The 19,592-nt window shown below is 41.9% G+C and carries 20 protein-coding genes; 5 read left to right on the top strand and 15 right to left on the bottom strand.

All coding sequences use genetic code 11. From position 1 onward, the window contains the following. Positions 1–22: 22 nt before the first annotated feature. From AC1HJP_RS16060 to AC1HJP_RS16010, 11 genes are all read right to left on the bottom strand, one after another. Positions 23–646: a tetratricopeptide repeat protein gene (locus tag AC1HJP_RS16060; RefSeq protein WP_480362665.1), complete on the bottom strand. Its 624-nt coding sequence runs from the start codon at positions 644–646 to the stop codon at positions 23–25. 120 nt (positions 647–766) lie between these two features. After that, positions 767–2,083, bottom strand: coding sequence for an adenylosuccinate synthase (locus AC1HJP_RS16055; RefSeq protein ID WP_058030976.1), 1,317 nt, complete (start codon positions 2,081–2,083; stop codon positions 767–769). Between the two features lie 178 nt (positions 2,084–2,261). Continuing rightward, entirely contained in the window at positions 2,262–3,143 is an 882-nt protein-coding gene (gene hflC / locus AC1HJP_RS16050; RefSeq protein ID WP_138478016.1) for a protease modulator HflC, read from the bottom strand. Between the two features lie 5 nt (positions 3,144–3,148). Continuing rightward, positions 3,149–4,321, bottom strand: coding sequence for an FtsH protease activity modulator HflK (hflK, locus tag AC1HJP_RS16045; protein ID WP_138478014.1), 1,173 nt, complete (start codon positions 4,319–4,321; stop codon positions 3,149–3,151). 99 nt (positions 4,322–4,420) lie between these two features. After that, the gene (hflX, locus tag AC1HJP_RS16040; protein ID WP_480362664.1) at positions 4,421–5,710 is read right to left on the bottom strand and encodes a ribosome rescue GTPase HflX; all 1,290 of its coding nucleotides are present in this window, start codon (positions 5,708–5,710) and stop codon (positions 4,421–4,423) included. Positions 5,711–5,729: 19 nt separating this feature from the next. After that, positions 5,730–5,999 (bottom strand): RNA chaperone Hfq, encoded by a 270-nt coding sequence (gene hfq, locus AC1HJP_RS16035; RefSeq protein WP_130254041.1) that lies wholly within the window; start codon positions 5,997–5,999, stop codon positions 5,730–5,732. Positions 6,000–6,073: 74 nt separating this feature from the next. Next, positions 6,074–6,967, bottom strand: a complete 894-nt coding sequence (gene miaA / locus AC1HJP_RS16030; protein WP_480362707.1) for a tRNA (adenosine(37)-N6)-dimethylallyltransferase MiaA — start codon at positions 6,965–6,967, stop codon at positions 6,074–6,076. Positions 6,968–6,990: 23 nt separating this feature from the next. Then, a complete protein-coding gene (gene mutL, locus AC1HJP_RS16025; RefSeq protein ID WP_480362663.1) occupies positions 6,991–8,856 on the bottom strand; it encodes a DNA mismatch repair endonuclease MutL in 1,866 nt (621 codons plus the stop codon). 7 nt (positions 8,857–8,863) lie between these two features. After that, positions 8,864–10,204 (bottom strand): N-acetylmuramoyl-L-alanine amidase, encoded by a 1,341-nt coding sequence (locus AC1HJP_RS16020; RefSeq protein ID WP_480362662.1) that lies wholly within the window; start codon positions 10,202–10,204, stop codon positions 8,864–8,866. Then, complete coding sequence (gene tsaE / locus AC1HJP_RS16015; RefSeq protein ID WP_480362661.1) at positions 10,182–10,667, bottom strand: tRNA (adenosine(37)-N6)-threonylcarbamoyltransferase complex ATPase subunit type 1 TsaE; 486 nt, start codon at positions 10,665–10,667, stop codon at positions 10,182–10,184. Before tsaE ends, AC1HJP_RS16020 begins: the two co-directional genes overlap by 23 nt. Before the next feature lie 2 nt (positions 10,668–10,669). Further along, positions 10,670–12,148 carry an NAD(P)H-hydrate dehydratase gene (locus AC1HJP_RS16010; RefSeq protein ID WP_480362660.1) on the bottom strand — a complete coding sequence of 493 codons (1,479 nt, stop codon included), beginning with the start codon at positions 12,146–12,148 and terminating at the stop codon, positions 10,670–10,672. A gap of 12 nt (positions 12,149–12,160) precedes the next feature. Between AC1HJP_RS16010 and queG the strand changes: the two genes are divergently transcribed. Then, complete coding sequence (gene queG, locus AC1HJP_RS16005) at positions 12,161–13,294, top strand: tRNA epoxyqueuosine(34) reductase QueG (RefSeq protein WP_480362659.1); 1,134 nt, start codon at positions 12,161–12,163, stop codon at positions 13,292–13,294. A gap of 180 nt (positions 13,295–13,474) precedes the next feature. Here queG and AC1HJP_RS16000 read toward each other — a convergent pair whose 3' ends face one another. From AC1HJP_RS16000 to AC1HJP_RS15990, 3 genes are all read right to left on the bottom strand, one after another. Then, positions 13,475–14,602: a response regulator gene (locus AC1HJP_RS16000; RefSeq protein WP_480362658.1), complete on the bottom strand. Its 1,128-nt coding sequence runs from the start codon at positions 14,600–14,602 to the stop codon at positions 13,475–13,477. 58 nt (positions 14,603–14,660) lie between these two features. Then, positions 14,661–16,622, bottom strand: a complete 1,962-nt coding sequence (locus AC1HJP_RS15995) for an ATP-binding protein (RefSeq protein ID WP_480362657.1) — start codon at positions 16,620–16,622, stop codon at positions 14,661–14,663. 87 nt (positions 16,623–16,709) lie between these two features. Next, positions 16,710–17,195, bottom strand: coding sequence for an N-acetyltransferase family protein (locus tag AC1HJP_RS15990; RefSeq protein ID WP_480362656.1), 486 nt, complete (start codon positions 17,193–17,195; stop codon positions 16,710–16,712). 76 nt (positions 17,196–17,271) lie between these two features. Here AC1HJP_RS15990 and AC1HJP_RS15985 point away from each other — a divergent pair, with 76 nt between their 5' ends. The 4 genes from AC1HJP_RS15985 (at position 17,272) to AC1HJP_RS15970 (ending at position 19,220) form a co-directional block, all read left to right on the top strand. Further along, positions 17,272–17,811, top strand: coding sequence for a glutathione peroxidase (locus tag AC1HJP_RS15985; RefSeq protein ID WP_480362655.1), 540 nt, complete (start codon positions 17,272–17,274; stop codon positions 17,809–17,811). 81 nt (positions 17,812–17,892) lie between these two features. Continuing rightward, positions 17,893–18,174, top strand: a complete 282-nt coding sequence (locus AC1HJP_RS15980; RefSeq protein ID WP_349285420.1) for a peptidylprolyl isomerase — start codon at positions 17,893–17,895, stop codon at positions 18,172–18,174. A 92-nt stretch (positions 18,175–18,266) separates the two neighbouring features. Next, entirely contained in the window at positions 18,267–18,848 is a 582-nt protein-coding gene (locus AC1HJP_RS15975; protein WP_480362654.1) for a glutathione S-transferase family protein, read from the top strand. A 21-nt stretch (positions 18,849–18,869) separates the two neighbouring features. Continuing rightward, a complete protein-coding gene (locus AC1HJP_RS15970; protein ID WP_138478029.1) occupies positions 18,870–19,220 on the top strand; it encodes a DUF2750 domain-containing protein in 351 nt (116 codons plus the stop codon). Here AC1HJP_RS15970 and AC1HJP_RS15965 read toward each other — a convergent pair. After that, entirely contained in the window at positions 19,197–19,586 is a 390-nt protein-coding gene (locus tag AC1HJP_RS15965; protein ID WP_480362653.1) for a VOC family protein, read from the bottom strand. The genes AC1HJP_RS15970 and AC1HJP_RS15965 overlap by 24 nt on opposite strands. Positions 19,587–19,592 lie beyond the last annotated feature (6 nt).

The following is a 19,592-nucleotide window of genomic DNA, read 5'->3' as shown; positions in this document are numbered from 1 at the left end:
AAATTGAGTCTGGTTACCAATTTTACATTGGTAACCTTGCTCTACGAACCACACTCTCAGGCATCTTTTTAGCTAGGTTCGTCAATGCTTGCTCTATCTGTTTGTGAACTTTTTTGTCAGCTACAACAGAGTGAAATAGCCATCGATAAGCGTCTTCATAATCTCTTGGACTGCCATGGCCTTCATTGAATAAGCGCACTAAACGCATTTGTGCTTTTAAATCGCCTTGCGCTGCAGCTTCACGCAAATAAGTAATGGCCATTGCCTTATCAGCTTGTACAAGCTGCCCCACATCATAATACCTGCCTAACTGCTCCAGCGCTGAGGCTAAGCCCTGCTCTGCAGCTTGTTTCATATAATATAAGCCAAGCTCAACGTTGCGCTCCACACACACTGCATAGGCCAACATATCACCATACAAAAATTGATACGAGGGCAACGCCATGGTTTCTGCACGTGCTTCGATATCTTGTACGAGCTGACACTCATCGTCTTTGACTCGTTTTAAATGCTGGTTCTTTTTAATTAACTCAATTAATTCAGCTTGGGTATAAAGCGGCACGGCTTTTAACTCTTCCGGCTGTGCGAAAGAGAATTGACTGATACTGGCTAATAGTAAGCCGATTAAATGACGCTTTTGAAACATAAACACTCACCCACATAAATGACGCTCAGATCATTCAATAAATATACCAAAGTTAAACAGCACGAAAAGATTCAGGCACAAAAAAAGCTGCCGAAGCAGCTTTTTTTAAACAAGATTGAATTACGCACCAAATGGGTTACGAACAATCATTGTTTCGATACGGTCAGGACCTGTAGAGATGATATCTACTGGTACGCCTGTGATTTCTTCGATACGCTTGATGTAGTTGATAGCCGCTTCAGGAAGCTGCTCTACTGACGTTGCACCGAATGTATTTTCAGACCAACCTGGCATTTCTTCGTAAACAGGTGTTACTTTCTCGTAGCCTTCAGCTGCAAGTGGTGTAACGTTTGTTACTGTGCCATCTTCTAACTGGTAACCAGTACAGATCTTGATTGTTTCAACACCATCAAGTACGTCTAGTTTAGTTAAACAGAAGCCTGAAATTGAGTTGATCTGTACAGCGCGACGCATTGCAACAGCATCAAACCAACCAGTACGACGTAAACGACCTGTAGTCGCGCCGAACTCATGACCTTTGTCACCTAAGTGCTTACCTACTGGATCTTGCTTATCAAGACCATCGTAAAGCTCTGTAGGGAAAGGACCTGAACCTACACGCGTCGTGTAAGCTTTAACGATACCAAGTACATAATCTAGGTTAAGTGGACCGAAACCTGCCCCCGTCGCAACACCACCAGCGGTTGTGTTTGACGACGTTACATATGGGTATGTACCGTGGTCGATATCAAGAAGTGTACCTTGAGCACCTTCAAATAAGATGTTGTCGCCTGCTTCACGTGTTTGGTCAAGTAGCTCAGTTACATCTACAACCATTGCTTTTAGGATATCAGCAACAGCCATTGCATCGTCATAAGTCTTCTGGAAGTCAACTGGGTCTACTTTGTAGTAGTTAACTAATGTGAAGTTATGGTACTCAAGAATTTCTTTAAGTTTTGCAGCAAACTGCTCTGGGTTGAATAGATCACCAACACGAAGACCGCGGCGAGCCACTTTATCTTCATATGCAGGACCGATACCACGACCAGTTGTACCAATCGCTTTTTCACCACGCGCTAGCTCACGCGCTTGGTCTAATGCTACGTGGTAAGGTAAGATTAGAGGACATGCTTCACTGATAAGAAGACGTTCACGAACTGGTACGCCACGCTCTTCAAGCATACCCACTTCTTTCATTAACGCGTCAGGTGCTAATACAACACCATTACCAATTACACACTTAACGTTGTCACGTAAAATACCTGACGGAATTAAGTGTAGAACTGTTTTCTCACCATTGATCACCAAAGTATGACCCGCGTTGTGGCCACCTTGATAACGCACAACAAGAGAAGCTTTATCTGTTAGTAGATCAACTACTTTACCTTTACCTTCGTCACCCCATTGGGTGCCTAGTACAACGACGTTTTTACCCATTGCAATATCACTTAGAAAAAATTAGGCGAGGATTTTACCAGAAAATGACAACGAAGATAACCGTAAAAGTGGTATTTTTTCTGTACTGTGAGCGCGAATAAAACAATGTTTTGAAATGCAACAAAAAAGCCCTGAAAATTTCAGGGCTTTTTAATTAAGAAATACGAGCGCTATTTAATTACTTCGCGCCTTTCGCATCCTTCATATAGTCAAAGAACTCGCTGTCTGGTGATAGCACCATAACATCGCCTTTGTTATTGAAGGTTTTCTTATATGCTTCTAAAGAACGAACGAAACCGAAAAATTCCGCGTCTTTATTGTATGCATCAGCGTAGATCTTAGCCGCTGTTGCATCGCCTTCACCTCGTACGCTTCGCGCATTACGCTCAGCATCAGCAAGCATAACCGTCACGCGACGATCAACTTCTGCACGAATTGTTTCAGCTTTTTCTTGACCTTCAGAACGGTGCTCTTTAGCTACCGCAGTACGCTCAGCACGCATACGACGGAAGATTGACTCACTCACTTCGTTAGGTAGATTGATTTGTTTTACACGAACGTCTAAAACTTCTATACCTAGCTCAGTTGCACTCTCAGATGCTTGTACCAAGGCTTCTGCCATTAACTCACTACGCTCACCAGAAACAATCTCTTTGATTGTACGGTTACCAAAGTTAGTTCTCAGACCGTTATTCACTTTTTGCTTAAGTAGCGTTTCAGCATATTGCTTATCACCACGCGCACGCAGGTAGTAAGCACTGAAATCGTTCACTCGCCATTTAACAAATGAGTCAACAATTAAGTCTTTTTTCTCACTCGTTACGAAACGATCTGGTGCACCGTCAAGCGTTTGAATACGCGCATCAAGCTGCTTTACTTGGCTAAAGAAAGGTACTTTGAAATGAAGACCTGGGCCGTATACAACCGCAGTATCTTCACTGTCTTTTTGCACCTTGCTGAATAGTAAAACAATCGCACGTTGACCTTCTTTAACAACAAACACCGATGAGAATGACATCAACACGGCAACAATTAAGAGGATAGAACTAAAATTTCTCATAACGCTTATCTCCCACTGTTGTTATATCTGTCATTTGAAAAACGATCTCTAGCGCTATTCACAGTACTGTTATTACGTGATTGCTGGCCTAAAGTTTGGCGTAATTGATTTAGGTCGTTCGCGTTTGGTAGTGTCATGGCGCCTTGTTGACCACTGCGCTGCATGATCTTATCAAGCGGTAAATACATCATGTTGTTACCACCTTTCACATCAACCAACACTTTACTACTGCTACCTAATACTTCTTCCATCATATCAATGTAAAGACGCTGACGAGTTACTTCTTTTGCCGCTTGATACTCAGGTAAAAGTTGCTCGAATCGTGCGACTTCACCCTGTGCTTCAAGGATAATACGCTCTTTGTAACCTTCAGCTTCTTGCGTCATACGAGTAACTTGACCACGTGCACGCGGCTCGATTTCTCTCTCGTATGCTTCAGCTTCACGAATGAAACGCTCTTCGTCTTCTTGTGCAGCAATCGCATCATCAAACGCGTCTTTTACTTCTGCTGGCGGACGAGAATCTTTAAAGTTCACGTCAGTGACGATTAAACCAAGGTTGTATGGTTCAATAATCTTATTTAGCTCATCCCATGTACGTTGACGAACGACTTCACGACCCGTTGTTAATACTTGGTCCATGCGTGAATGACCAACAACATAACGAAGTGCACTATCAAGTGCTTGCTGTAAGCTGTGATCAGCATCTGTCACGCTGAAGCGGTATAGCGTTGGGTCTACAACACGATACTGGACTTCGAACTCAACACTTACTACGTTTTCGTCTTCAGTCAGCATGAAACCTGATGCAGATAACGAACGAACTGCTTCGATGTCGATTGGGATCACTTGTTCAATAAATGTTGCCTTCCAACGTAAGCCTGGCTCTGCAATTCGGTCGAATTTACCAAACTGTAATACAATGCCTCGCTCGGCTTCTTTCACGGTATAAATACCACTTAGAGCCCAAACAACGATAGCAATTAGCAATACAAAGGTAATACCTGCACCGCCTAAACCACCGTTACTACCACCAGGTTTGCCGCCAAAAATACCGCCAAACTTATCGCCGAATTTACGGAATACTTCGTCAAGATCGGGTGGGCCTTGATCTTTACCACCGCGGTTTTTCCACGGATCGTTATCATTGCCATTCTTACCCGGCTCATTCCAGGCCATAGCTATACTCCATTGTTATCTAAAATGAATTAAGTTAAATCTAACAAATATCTCGCATGACTTATATCTTTATGCGAAGAAAATCGTAACAGTCTTTGTTTAATCTGAAACGATGAACTGCTCGATATTTGCACCTTGTTCTTTTTTTAATCTTTCCCAATCAACTTGTGGGATACGTACATCAAGTAGCCAGTTACCTTGCTCATCATAGTTTTCTTGCTTTACGCCATTTAAATTAAACAGCGAACCACGTAATTTACCTGACGCAGGTGGTACGCAAAGTGTGTGAGCAAACACTTTCTTTGCCAGTAGCTTAGAGATCGCCTCTAGTAGTAACTCGGTACCTTCCCCAGTTTGTGCTGACAACCACACGCGAATTGGCACACCTTCGTCGTTAAAATCAATTCTTGGCTTAACATCTTCTAAGAGATCAATCTTGTTATAGACTAAAAGCTGAGGAATTTCATCTGCTTCAATCTCCTTAAGAACCGATTGTACCTCTTCTATGTTCTCTTTTCTTCTATTGTCAGCAACATCTATCACATGCAATTGTAGATCTGCCTCACGGGTTTCAGTCAGTGTCGCTTTAAACGCAGCAACTAAATCATGTGGTAAATGTCTTATGAAACCTACAGTATCAGCGAATATTACAGGGCCAATATCGTCAATTTCTAACTTTCTAAGCGTTGGGTCAAGTGTCGCAAAGAGCTGATCTGCCGCATACACCTCGGCATCAGTAACAAAGTTAAATAAGCTAGACTTACCCGCATTGGTATAGCCCACTAAAGACACAGTAGGTACTTCGTTTCGACTACGCGCACGCCTACCTTGCTCTCGAACCGTGGCTACTTTTTCAAGCCTTTTACGTATACTTTTTATACGCTCTCTTAATAAACGGCGATCGGTTTCAAGCTGAGTTTCACCCGGACCTCGTAAGCCAATCCCGCCTTTTTGACGTTCTAAGTGGGTCCAACCACGGATCAGACGCGTTGAGATATGTCTTAGCTGGGCGAGCTCAACTTGTAGCTTACCTTCGTGAGTACGTGCTCGCTGAGCAAAAATATCTAAAATCAGCGTCGTTCTGTCTAATACACGACACTTACAGATACTCTCTAGGTTTCTTTCTTGAGAGGGGCTGAGTTGGTGATTAAAGATGATGACATCTGCATTGTGGATTTTGACAATCTCAGCGATTTCTTCTGCTTTACCAGTTCCGACAAACAGTTTGGCATGTGGTGCTTGGCGACTGCCTTGCACAACCGCCAAACTTCTAACACCAGCAGAAGATACCAACATTTCTAACTCTCTGAGATCTTCTCGATCTCCTTCGTTTTGAAAGTCGATATGAACTAAGATTGCCTGTTCGCCGGCTTCATAACGGTCAAACAAGCATTACGCTCCTAAAAAATTAATAATTACCTTCTTCGCTACCAGAATTATCTGAGTTATCACCGCCTTGTGCAGATTGGAAATTTACTGCTCTAGCTGGCACAACTGTTGAGATAGCGTGTTTGTAAACCATTTGGTTCACTGTATTTTCAAGTAAGATTACGAATTGATCGAATGATTGGATCTTACCTTGTAATTTGATGCCGTTAACTAAAAAAATTGAAACAGGAATGCGTTCACGACGTAGTACATTCAAAAATGGGTCTTGTAAAGATTGGCCTTTTGCCATTGTCTTATCCTTCGTTTTAGGTGTTATTATATTTTCTTTGTTGAGAAAACTCGAACAGCTTGATTTATCAACTACTAATAGCTTAGCGAAGTTAGAACACGTTGCAAGTTTTCTTGCGAATCAGTCTCTAACCAAGTCACGTTTGGCCATCCCCTCAACCAAGTTAATTGTCGCTTTGCGAGTTGTCTCGTTGCCGCGACTCCTTTAAATAACATTTCATCGTGATCGTATTCGCCGGCTAAGTGTTCCCACATTTGTCGATATCCAACACAACGTATCGACGGTAAATCTAAATGTAGGTCTTCTCGCTGATATAGGGCCAAAACTTCATTTTTAAACCCCTGATCTAGCATTATTTTAAATCTTTTTTCGATTCTGTCATGTAAGACTTTACGGTCAGAAGGGGCGATGGCGAATTGATGAAACGTATAAGGTAATTCTGGTTGCTTCTGCTGCTGCAACTCTGTCATGGTTTTACCCGTTAAACGATACACCTCTAACGCACGATTAATTCGCTGAGAATCATTTTCGCTGATCTTCGCAGCAGCTTCTGGGTCAACCTCAGTCAAAAGTGCATGAAGTGCAGGCCAACCAAGTTCATTGGCTTCTTTTTCCAACTGGGCACGGACTTTGTCATCCGCTTCAGGCAAAGGTGATAGGCCTTCTATTAATCCCTTAAAATACATCATGGTGCCACCGACTAAAATGGGCACTTTACCTTTCGCATGCAGCCCATCAATACATTCAATGGCATCACGTCTAAATTCTGCAACCGAGTAACTCTCTTTAGGATCGATCAGATCAATCAATTTATGTGGCGCTTGCGCCAGTTCTTTCGCATTGGGCTTCGCAGTACCAATGTCCATCCCTTTATACACGAGCGCAGAATCGACACTAATTATTTCTGTGTCTAAATGCTGACATAACTCAATTGCCAATGCTGTTTTACCAGCGGCGGTTGGCCCCATTAGGGTAATGACAGGTAACTTACTCACTGTGCGCCTTGTTCTAAAATTGTTTTAAACATATTACTGTCTAGTTTAACTGCTTTTGACTGTATTGCTGAAAGACATTGTGTATTGTTTTGTATTTTTATTTGTAAACTCGCAAAGCTATCACTGGCAAAATAACTACTTGGCGTTTGCTCATATAACCACTCAAGCCAATGGCGAATATCACTAAATTCTTTCTTACAACACTCTAACGTGCGATTGATTAGTTCAGCCACATCTATGCTGTACACATTGATAGGCAGTTTTTTAACCATAATGTATTTTTCAAAAAACTGAATATCAAAGCCGAGTAAAGTCAACCAAGATTGGTTCTTCTCAAGCGCTTGATTATTTACAGAGTCTAAATTTACTCGAACAGGTAACAATAAAGCCTTACCAGTCAATGCCGCATCTTGCTCAATATCAGCTAGCCATAAAGGTAATAAAGCATACTTATAATGACTTAACAGAATATGATTTTGCTTCTTAACAAACAGCATGCCCTCTGACAAAGGCATCATATCGACTTCTGCACACACTGTATTTGGAACATTTCCTTCAAGTGAAAAAGCCTCTGCAGATACTGGTGTTTGAGTTTGCGGTGTCAGTGCTTGGTAGAACTCATTGGCATTATATTGATGCTGAGTTTGCTCAGTCGTATTCTGGTTTGCAGTTGCACGCCCCCCTGAGTATGAAGCTGAACTCGCCCTACTACTTTGCCCGGCACTTGATGAAAATTGGCTTGGTTTAGGCGTAAAATCAAACCCTGAAGGGACTGATACAAGAGGCTCAGATGCGGAGGTCAGCTCTGAACGATAGCTCTGCTGCTGGGCGTCTTCGACATAATCTGGTTGTATACCTGTACTCAGACTACTTTGCTCTGGCATAAATACCGCTTGTTTCACAGCTTGTACAATAAAATCGTGAACTAAACGGGCTTGATGAAAGCGCACTTCATGCTTGGCCGGGTGCACATTCACATCCACTTGCCTTGGGTCTAATTCGAGATAAATCACAAAGCCGGGCAATTCAATTTGCCCCATCTGCTCTTCAAAGGCTTGTCGTATCGCATGCAAAATAAGTTTATCTCGCATCATACGACCATTTACATAGGTATATTGTGAGTTACCATTGTCTCCACACGGTAGTACCCAACCGTATAGTTTTAAGCCTTCTGCACCGGATTCGATATATGCTGCGTCGGTTGCAAATGCTTTACCTGCCACTTGTGCAACTCTGTCGGTCCCCTGTTCAGGCGTTCTAGCACGATATTGACGAACCACTTTTTTATTGTGAGTCAGAGTAATAGCCACATCAAAACGACTTAACGCAATGCGTTTTACCAGCTCATCAATGTGGCTAAACTCGGTTTTTTCAGTACGTAAAAATTTACGTCGAGCTGGGGTGTTAAAAAATAAATCTTTAACTTCAATGGTGGTGCCATTGGGGTGAGCGGTCGGTTGTACTTGTACAGCCATATCTCTCCCCTCAGCAAATGCTTGCCAAGCTGTTTCTTGTTCAGCAGGCTTTGAACTTAAAGTAAGACGCGATACAGAGCTAATTGAAGCCAGCGCTTCTCCACGAAACCCTAAAGATGAGATGCATTCGAGGTCATCTAAGCTTTTTAATTTACTGGTTGCGTGACGAGAGAGCGCCAATGTGAGTTCATCTTTTACAATACCGTGACCATTGTCGCGAATACGGATCAGCTTGTGGCCACCACGTTCAATATCGATAGTGATGCGGTTCGCCCCCGCATCAATGCTATTTTCGACTAACTCTTTTACAACAGAGGCTGGCCTTTCAACTACTTCACCCGCAGCAATTTGGTTTGCTAAACGGGCAGGTAAAATTTCAATGCTCATGCAACTCCTACACTTTAGGAATTTTTAATACTTGGCCAATGTACAAGGTATTTTTACTAAGTTTATTGGCCTTTTTCAGCGCCGATACCGTGGTGCCATAACGCTGCGCTAACAAGCTTAACGACTCACCTCGCTTTACTTTATGTTGCATAGGTTTATTTTTTTTCAAGCGGGCAAATAGCGAGTCATCTGGCGGGTTCTTTTGATAATGAGTGCGAATAGCCTTAAAAATTGCACGCGCCAATCGCTCTTGGTGACGTGCCGTTTTTAACATTTTTTCTTCTTTAGGATTCGAGATAAACCCTGTTTCAACTAATATGGATGGTATGTCTGGCGATTTTAAAACACCAAAGTTAGCTGACTGAGGCGCTTTCTTGTGCAGTTTAGCAACTTTTTTCAGCTCTCTTACCACTTCTTCCGCCACGGTAAACCCCGTCTTCATGGAGTGATCCATCGACATATCTAATAACGCTTTCGCAAGATAGCGTTCGTTTGCTGTATCTTTAATTAGATCAGCAGCACCACCTAGTAGTTGGGAGTGCTTTTCTCTGTCTTCCAACCATTTACCAGTTTCTGACTGCGCGCGTCGAAGCGATAATACCCAAACAGAGGTGCCGTTAGGTTCTGGTCGAGTAAATGCGTCGGCATGAATAGACACAAAAAAGTCAGCGCGTTTTTGTCTGGCTTTTGAAGTACGCGTATTGAGCTTTAGAAAGTAGTCACCAGTACGGGTGAGCCTTGCTTGCATACCTGGTTCTGCATCTATCATTCTCGCCAATCTTTTGGCTATCGGTAGCGTTATATTTTTTTCATAGGTGCCTGAAGGACCAATTGAACCTGGGTCTTCGCCACCGTGACCTGCATCAATCGCAACAATAATGTCTCGATCAGTCACCCGTTCTCGTTTTTTCTTAGTATCGTTCGCTTCTAAGCTTTTCTGCTTACCATATAAATCTATCACTAAACGGTTTTTATAAGGCCCTGTAGGTGCCAAAGCAAAAATAACAGGTCGTGCAGTACGTGTTAAATCAAATACTAGGCGTGTACTTTTAGTATTTTTAGGTTTGCTGTAACGCAATTTAGACAACACCCGATGCTCTTTCGGAATTGTCGGCAGCTTGTTATGCTTTTTTGTGTTTTCTAAGTCAATCACTAAACGAAGCGGGTTCTTCAGCATAAAGTAGCTAAAGTCGGGTTTGTCAGACATATCAAGCACAACGCGGGTACTCTCGGGTGAAGGCCACACCCGAACCCCTTCGATGCTATTTTTTGCCCATGCCGATACACTCAGTAACAGGCAAAAGATGAGACTTACTTGTATTATTTTAATTATTTTTAAACTGTTCATCGTTTTGTAATGTGTTTAGTATCGCAATACCTCGTTCAGACTCAGTTTCAATGCTGATCTGTCTTTGCTCCCCTTGGTACTGCATAGTAATGTTTAAATCGGGAGTCGGAATAAACCCGTGACCCTTTTCAGGCCATTCAATCACGCAAATCGCTGTCGGTGCAAAATAATCTCGGATCCCCATATACTCTAACTCTTCAGGGTCACCCAAACGATACAAGTCAAAATGATATACCGAACAATTCGATAATTCATAAGGCTCAACTAGGGTATAGGTTGGACTCTTAACCTTTCCAATATGACCTAAGCCCTGCACAATGCCGCGTGTTAAAGTAGTTTTTCCTGCCCCTAGATCACCATGTAAAAAAATCACCGCGCCTTGTTGAACAACCTGAGCAAGCCTGCCCCCCATATTCACGGTGGCAGTTTCATCCTCTAACAATAAAGTAAACGTATTACGCATGTTTATCCTAATAAACGTCGAATATAAACGAATAAATCACTGGCTAGTAACCCCTTTTCACCGTCTTTAGCAGCTATCTGCGCTGCGAATCCGTGAATATACACCGCGAGTTGTGCAGCTGTGTTTTGGGCTAACCCTTGTGCAATTAAAGCAGCAATCATACCAGATAAAACGTCTCCCATCCCAGCACTGGCCATAGCTGGCGTTCCTGAGCGGTTAATTGCTGTGCAATTGCCATCATATATCAAACTGCCCGGCCCCTTTAATACTACTGAAGCCATATATTCTTCATGGAGTAATTTCGCCACCTCAAAGCGGGCAGACATATTGCAATGCTCACCTAATAATCGCCTTGCCTCTCCTTCATGGGGTGTAATGACGCACCTTGGTAATTTTTTTGGTCGCTTTGCTAGTAAGTTTAAGCCATCGGCATCTAAGACTACTTCACCATCAAACTCTATAGCAGTATCAAATAGCTCCTTTGCCCAACTAGATTGCCCAAGTCCTGGTCCTATCACTAAGACATCGGCTTTATCCATAAGTGCCAATAAATCAGCTTTATTTTCAAGACCATGCACCATAAGCTCATAGCGTCCTTGTAATACCATGGCAACATTATCTGGATGCGTTGCGACACTAACAAGGCCTGCCCCTGAACGTAAGCACGCCTCTGCAGCCAGCCTTATGGCACCAGCCATCCCCTTCCCACCACCAATTAATAACACATGACCACATTGGTTTTTGTAAGTGTCACTGCCTCTAGCTGGACTTCTCGCAAGGTGTTCACTTTGGTTGAGGTAAGTGGCACTCGGCTTAACAAGCGTTGCAAACGCTTCTGCAACTCCCAATTCAGCTAAATAGAGTCGACCACAATGCGCCGTCGCTTTACCCGTTAATAAGCCTTGCTTTAAAGCGATAAAAGTCAGCGTGACATCTGCTTTAAAGGCACCAATAGCAACTTCTGATGAATTGGCATTGACACCGCTGGGGACATCTATACTCACTTTTATTGCAGTGCTTTTTTCGCATTGATTAAATATAGAGATAAGCGGAGCGCTTAAGTCACCTTTAAACCCTGTGCCAAATATGCCGTCAACAATGACATCGAACGTTTGTTGCTGAGGCCAACCTGCACTGAATTCAACTTCACATAATTTAGCGTGTTGGTAGGCTTTCAACGCATCACCTTTCAATAAACTAGTAGGAAACACACTGTAAACGACAACCTGTCGGCCCGTTTGCTGTAAATGCGCGGCCAACAAGTAGGCGTCCCCCGCATTATTGCCTTTTCCAGCCAAGATCAAGATTCGTTCAGCATCAATAAACTCGACGTCAAACAAACTGAATAACGCCTCACCAGCTCGTTGCATTAATTGCCATAACGATAGGCCTACTTTTTGCGCAGCTTGTGCTTCATGCGCTTGTACCTGTTGGGCGAGGTATGCGTATTGTGGTAAATTAGCGGTGTATTTAGCTTCCAAGATTATGATTCCGTGACTGCCACTAAGATTGATTATATTGAACTTGCTGCAAAAATTAAGCAATGGGGTAAAGAATTTGGCTTTGCCGAGGTTGGGATCACTGATATTGATCTGAGTGAACACGAAGCTCAACTGCAACGCTGGTTAGATAATGGCTATCATGGCGAAATGAGTTATATGGCCGCCCATGGTATGAAACGGGCAAGACCCGCTGAACTTGTCCCGGGTACTCAACGGATCATCAGTGTAAAAATGAACTATCTGCCACCTGAGGCGAGCTTTGCAAAGGCGCTTGGAAATAAAGAAACCGCCTATATTAGCCGCTACGCATTAGGCCGAGATTACCATAAAGTGATCCGCAATAAACTGAAGAAGCTAGGACAAAAAATTGAGCAAGAAGTTGGACAGTTTGGCTTTCGCCCTTTTGTTGATTCAGCGCCAGTATTAGAACGCCAACTCGCAGAAAAAGCAGGCCTTGGGTGGCGTGGTAAAAACAGCTTGTTAATCAATAAACAAGCTGGTTCCTGGTTTTTTTTAGGAGAGTTATTTGTCGACCTACCCCTTCCTATTGATGAACCAAACAAAGAAGAAGGCTGTGGAAAATGCACTGCCTGTTTAACATTGTGCCCTACTGGTGCCATTGTTGAACCCTATGTTGTTGATGCTAGAAAGTGCATTTCGTATTTAACCATCGAGTTGCAAGGCCCCATTCCTGAAGAGTATCGCACTCTTCTGGGCAATCGCGTATATGGGTGTGATGACTGTCAGCTGGTTTGCCCTTGGAATCGCTTCGGGCAACTTACTCAAGAAGATGATTTTGCGCCACGTAAGAACTTAAAAGATCAAGAACTACTGGTTTTGTTTAGTTGGACAGAAGATATATTCTTGAAAAATACCGAAGGCAGTCCAATTCGCCGAATTGGTTTCGAACGCTGGCAGAGAAACCTAGCTGTTGGGCTCGGAAATGCACCATTTAATCAAACCATCGTAAACGCATTAGAAGCTGCGCTTCATCAAAGTAGTGATTTGGTTAAAGATCACATTGAATGGGCTTTAGAGCAACAAAGGCAAAAACAGCGCAATGAAGATAGAAAGCAATTGCGCTTGATCCGCATTATTGAAAAGGGATTGCCGCGCGATGCTTAATACCAATCCTCAATAATATTCAATCATTTTGAGGGACTAAAACTGACGCTAACTTCGTTGAAAATTTCTTATTTAGAACAACTAAATAGCAAAATTTTGCCTCGTTACCGACACGCTTTTCTTGCCTCAAAATAGCTCGCTTAATTAAGAGGATTGGTATAACAAATAGTAGTTGCCCCACTACTTCTTATTAATTAGTGAGAGATCCGCTTCGATTTCAGCAAAAGCCGTTCTAACTCTCGTGATTGACTCTTCACGCGCAACAGAGTTTTGGATTGCCTCATCAACATTAGTAAAGATAAATACTTCTTGGTCTTCATCTAAGCCCATCGTCGGGATCCGGTTCTCAAACTGCTCCTGCAATGAGCGAAACACTTCTTCGTTGTGCTTACGGTTATCGTCCAGTAACGACATTAATCCGGTAAACTTACTATGTACCATAGAAATGACTTCTGAGAGGTTTTGCTGCTGCTCTTGTAACTCTCTACGTGTCAAAATTGACAACAGTTGCTGCTCTGTCACACTCACGATAAAGCAAATATGATCGCGAATACGACCATGCTTTTCTTCGTCATCTTCAGGCATATTCAAGATTAATAAACTCAGATTTTCGTAATTTACCAGAATACGGTTTTGGAACTCATGGAGTCGACCTTTTGATTTGAGGATCTCGAAAAGCTCCAGCACAATCGGAGAACATAAACCTGAAGACGCAAAATGCTGTCTATCGTCGTCTATCCTCAGTTCCATATTACAATTCAAACCAAAGCTTGATAGGCAACTTATTAAAGCTTGCGCTAGTTCAGAGACATCGTCTATTTGACCGATTTGCTCGATATAATTAACAATTTGTCCCATTTCACTGCTGGTCGCCATAGCGCTAAATGCAGTGCTGGTTGCATCCTCAACTTGTTGCTCAAGACTTTCTTTTTCAAGTAATATCTGGCCAAGATTACTCAGCTTACTTTTTAGTTCACCATGTGCAAAAGGCTTAACAATATAGTCTTCTGCTCCTACGGAATATCCTTCCATACGCTCTTCAACTGAGCCTCGAGCAGATACAAACATGACTACAATGTCTTTGGTGGCTGGATTTGCCTTAATTTGACGACACACTTCATAGCCATCCATACCCGGCATACTTACATCAAGTAAAACGACTTGAGGGGAAAACGATTCTAATACTTCCAAACATTCTGGACCACTCTCTGAAGTCACCAATTGTAAGTCTAAATCTTCTAAGATTTCTTCTATGATCTCTAAATTAAACGGTTCGTCATCAACGGCTAAAATTCTTTGTAATGCCATGAGCTATTCCTTTTCTTGATACCTATAGAATAGTTATAGTCTTGGTTTTGCAAGTTTGCTAAACCATTAACTCATTTTGTTTCTTTAATGGTAACTCAATCATCACGGTAGCACCGCCATTATTATTGTTTTTGGCACAAATATAACCCTTATGTAGTAGTATAAACTCCTTACAAATAGCCAAACCAAGCCCTGTTCCACCAGCGCCACTGTTGGTTTTACTGCTTTGTACAAACTTAGAAAATACCTGCTCTAATTCATCTTCAGGAATACCAACACCTCGATCACTAATCGAAATATGAACCTTTTCTTCGTCTAACGTAATTGCCACGTCAACTTCACTGTCTTTTGGGCTGAATTTAAGCGCGTTACCTAACAGATTTCGTATTACCTGATTAAGCTGCTCTTGGTCGCAAAACAGCGGCAACCTATCAACAGGTGAATTAACCCGAATTTGTATGCCCTTTTCCATTGCAGAGCCTGCGACATCTTCGATGCCTGTTTTAATGATCGCCATTAAATCATGGTTACTTGGGTTAAATGGAAAATGACCCGCATCAAGCTTTGAAAGGTCTAACAAATTATTCAACAATAAAAGCAGACGCTCACCACTGGTTTCTATTCGCGATAAATATTTTTTCAATTTATCAATTGGTGTTTCACCTGCCCCAAGTTTGTCTAACCCAAAGCGTGCAAAACTTAAAATAGAATGCATGGGTGTACGAAGCTCATGTGACATATTAGCTAAAAACTCTGATTTACTTTGGTTAGCCGCTTCAGCATCATCTTTTGCTTTTTGTAACTGCGCAGTTCTTGCCTGCACTTCAACTTCTAAGACTTCTTTCGCCTCTTCTAACAATTGTTGCTTTTTCTTAAGCTGCGTCACATTTTTTAATATCACCGCAAATGCCATTTCACCATGATGGTCTATTTCGGTGAAAGTGCCCATGAGTGGCACTGAGCCATTTTCTCTTGGCAATAATAGTTCAAAATTGAAATGTCGATGAGCACCAACACCTTGGATAGCTGTTTTAAGGCCTGACGCTGTTTCTTTATCAAATAACTCAAAAATAGAATGTTCAGGCAGCTCTTCTGGAGAAAGTTTTAATAATTCGCCACAAGCATCATTCGCTTCAATAATTTTGCCATTTCGAGAGAACAGCATAATTGGATCAGGCGTATGCTTATAGATAACTCGAAGTAAGCTATCTCTTTCGATTAAGGCATCGACAGTATCTTGAAGTCGTTCAACCAACTCTTGGTTATGACGTTTTAGCAGTTCGGTTTGCCATAACTTGTGTAGAGATTGCAGTAGTTCACTCTCATCAAAAGGCTTTATTAAAACATCTTCAACGCCTTGACGGATGGCTTCCATCATATCCACTTGATTGGCACGAGAGGTAAACAATAAACATCGACAATGTGGATACACCATTTTGAGCGCATTAAACACTTCGAGACCCGTGCCTTGCTCTAAATTAAAATCACTGATCAGCAAGTCAACATCATTATTTTTAGCTAGCTCTAACGCTTCATCTTTACTATGTGCTGTTAACACTTGAAGCTGTGCGCCTCGTAGGCTGGTAGCCAGAGATTCAAGCCGCTCGTGATAATGATCAACTAACAACACTTTTGGTAACACCAGTCGTGAATCAATACCAATCTCTAAAACACGCTCTAATAAGTTAGTAATTTCTTTATTGGCGAAGAAAGGATAAATCACTATACCGTTAGGTAAAGCACGATTAAACTGGCTAAAGACCTGCAAGTGCTCTGTGTTGTCAGGCTTAGGGGCGAGTAATATTAATTTAGGGTGTGCGCGAAGAACAGATAGACTATCTAGATATTCACTGGGAATACCATGCGCAATGGCAACAACACCGTATTGGTTATAATCAAAAGCGTCATTTAACATTCGATAGTGAATATGTTCTACTTCACCACCTAGTAACTCAAATAGCACTTTTAGACGCATAGCCAGTACACTATTGCTGTCAATTATCAGTATTTTATTAGACATAGCTTGTTCTTAGACTCTATTTTCCAGCCAACCACATATTGACTGAGCAAACTCACACTTGAGCAAATCAGTGATTAATTATGGCAATCACAAATGCTTCCCTAGAATAGTCAAACTATAAGTCTGATCATCCATTTCTGCCACTTGAGGAAACTCACCCCATACAGCATAACTATGCTGTTTAAATAGTTTAATGCTTGGCGTGTTATGCGAAAATACAAAACCGAGTAATACTTTCAGCCCTATTTCTCGACCATGTTCTTCAGCAAATTCGAGCAGCTTTTTACCCAGCCCCTGACCTCGTGCTTTGTGCGTAATATAAATACTAATTTCTTTACAGTTCTGGTATGCCGGTCGCCCATAAAAGTCTTTATAACTTAACCACCCGAGCACATTTTCACCATCGCAACAAACAAAAATAGGCGAGCGCATATTATGACTCTCAAACCAAACAACTCGAGACTCAACAGTCACAGGCTCGGTGTCAGCTGTCACCATACGGCTGGCGATGGTTTCGTTGTAAATGGCAACTATCGCCTCTAAATCAGTTGCTTGTGCATAGCGAATATTCATTACTTTTACTCTACAATGATCGTGGTAAACGAAGAATTCGTATCTTAAACTAGTCAAATAAAAAATGGGAAAACATATGTGTAAGTATTTATTAAGTTTAATGATTTTGTGCTATGCACTGTTTACATCGCCAGTGCAGGCAAATAGTTGCGATGACTTCACGAATGTCACTATGCGAAAACTACACTCTGAGGAGTCAGTAAATTTTTGCGAATTTAAAGATAAACCTCTGCTGATTGTGAATACAGCCAGTAATTGTGGTTTTACAGGTCAATTTGAAGAACTTGAAGCCCTACATCAAAAGTATAAAGACAAAGGCCTCGTAGTAATTGGTTTTCCTAGCGATGACTTCTTTCAAGAAGAAAACGATGAAGCAGACACCGCTGAAGTCTGTTATGTAAATTATGGGGTAACATTCACAATGCTCTCAACAACAGCGGTTCGTGGTGATGATGCAAATCCTATTTTTAAGCACCTTAATGCAGAGACAAGTTCACCAAAGTGGAACTTCTATAAATATCTTGTTTCAGCAGACAGAAAAACGGTGCAACGCTTTAACAGCCGAACTAAGCCGCTTTCGGCAAATTTAACTCAAGCAATTGAAAATTCACTATAACCGTTGCGCGAGAAAAAATTCTATCTATACTAGAATAAACTATGAGTAAATAATGCTCAGATTTAGAATTATGGAGAATGTATGACAGTTGCCAGTGCAAGACATATTTTAGTTGAAAGCGAAGCGCTTTGCTTAGAATTGAAATCAGAAATAGAGCAAGGTGCAGACTTCGCAGAACTTGCAAAAAAACACTCAAGCTGTCCGTCAGGCCAAGATGGTGGTGAACTAGGCGAGTTTGGGCCAGGTATGATGGTACCAGAATTCGATAAAGTGGTTTTTTCTGCACCGGTTAATCAAGTACAAGGTCCAGTGCAAACTCAGTTTGGTTATCATTTACTAGAAGTAACAAGCCGAACTGAATAACTATCAATATATTCTAAAGCCGCTTTAGCGGCTTTTTTTATACCTATTTCAAAGATATTTTTTCAATGAGCATAAAAGATAGGAGCCGATTTATGCACTTGTATGGTTCTGACACCTCTCCCTACGCACGCCGCATTCGTATGTTTGCTCAGTATCATCAATTTGATTTACCTTACACTTGTCTAGATATATTTGCGCAAGCAGATCGACAAATCATGGTTGAGCACAATCCAACTCGTAAAATCCCATTTCTAACTAATGACGAGTTAAACATCGCGGACTCAGGGTTAATCATGCGCTATTTAACTGAACAACATCAGATACCTGAAATGACTTGGTGGCAAGCGAACCAACTAGTGCAGGTCGACGCTTGTAATGATTCATTAATCGAATTGTTACTTTGCCATCGTTCAGGCTTTGATACCTCTGAAAACAAACTATTCTTCAACCTTCAATATGAACGTATTGCTGCACTTTTAGCCTATTTAAATGAACAATGTGTGAAAGAAGCTTTTTTAGAAAGCAGTTATCTCAAGATCAGTTTATACTGCCTGCTAGATTGGATCTTGTTTCGTGATCTCTATAATTTGCAAGACTTTGCAGCCTTGGTGGCATTTCATCAAGTACAAAGTAATTTGCCTGGTGTAGCACAAACTGATCCTAGACATTCTTGATAGCTTAAACAGGATAAGATGATGAGCGAAATCGAAATTGAATCAGAATTAGTCACATTTGTTGAGCAAGCCCGCCTTGGAGCGCAAGTTTGGGCTTTAGGCGCAGAAGATGGTGGCGTCGTTGTTTGCGAGTCAAACCAGTTTGAAAATGCGGATGTCCTTTTGCTATGGGACAGTGAAGAAAAAGCAAAAGCACAATGTAAAGACGAGTGGCAGACATACTCACCTATGGCTATCGACCTAGACGAGTTACTAGACGAGTGGGTTGAAGATTTAAACGAAGACCAAGCATTATTTGGCTTAAACTGGAACGATGAGAACGTGTGTGTAGAAATCGAGCCTACTGGCTTAGCACGCGCTTTGTGTGACTAACGCAATCAAAGTCCCTTCGATAGCACGCACATAAGCTTGTGTGTGCTCTCCTCTATGAATTGGAGGCATCAGCGGCTCCGCGCCGGCTTCAACCGCTCTATCATAACTCTCAATCACATTTTCACACTCAATACATAATTCAAACCCCAGTGCGGGCTGCTTTGGGTGGCTACGAATATAACTTTGCTTAAACTGCGCTTGCGCCAAAGGGTGTGAGGCAAAGCCAAGTGTCACCATACCTGTATCTAACTCACCATAATCAGCCGCTTCTGTCAGCGCAGTAGTCGCAAAACCAAAAGCTTGATAGTAAAAATCTAACGCCTCTTCAACTGAGTCGACATAAATGATTGTTTTTAAATACTGCATGTTCAG

It is taken from the genome of Pseudoalteromonas sp. NFXS53 (assembly GCF_056629255.1).
This window is presented reverse-complemented; position numbering and strand designations above follow the sequence as displayed.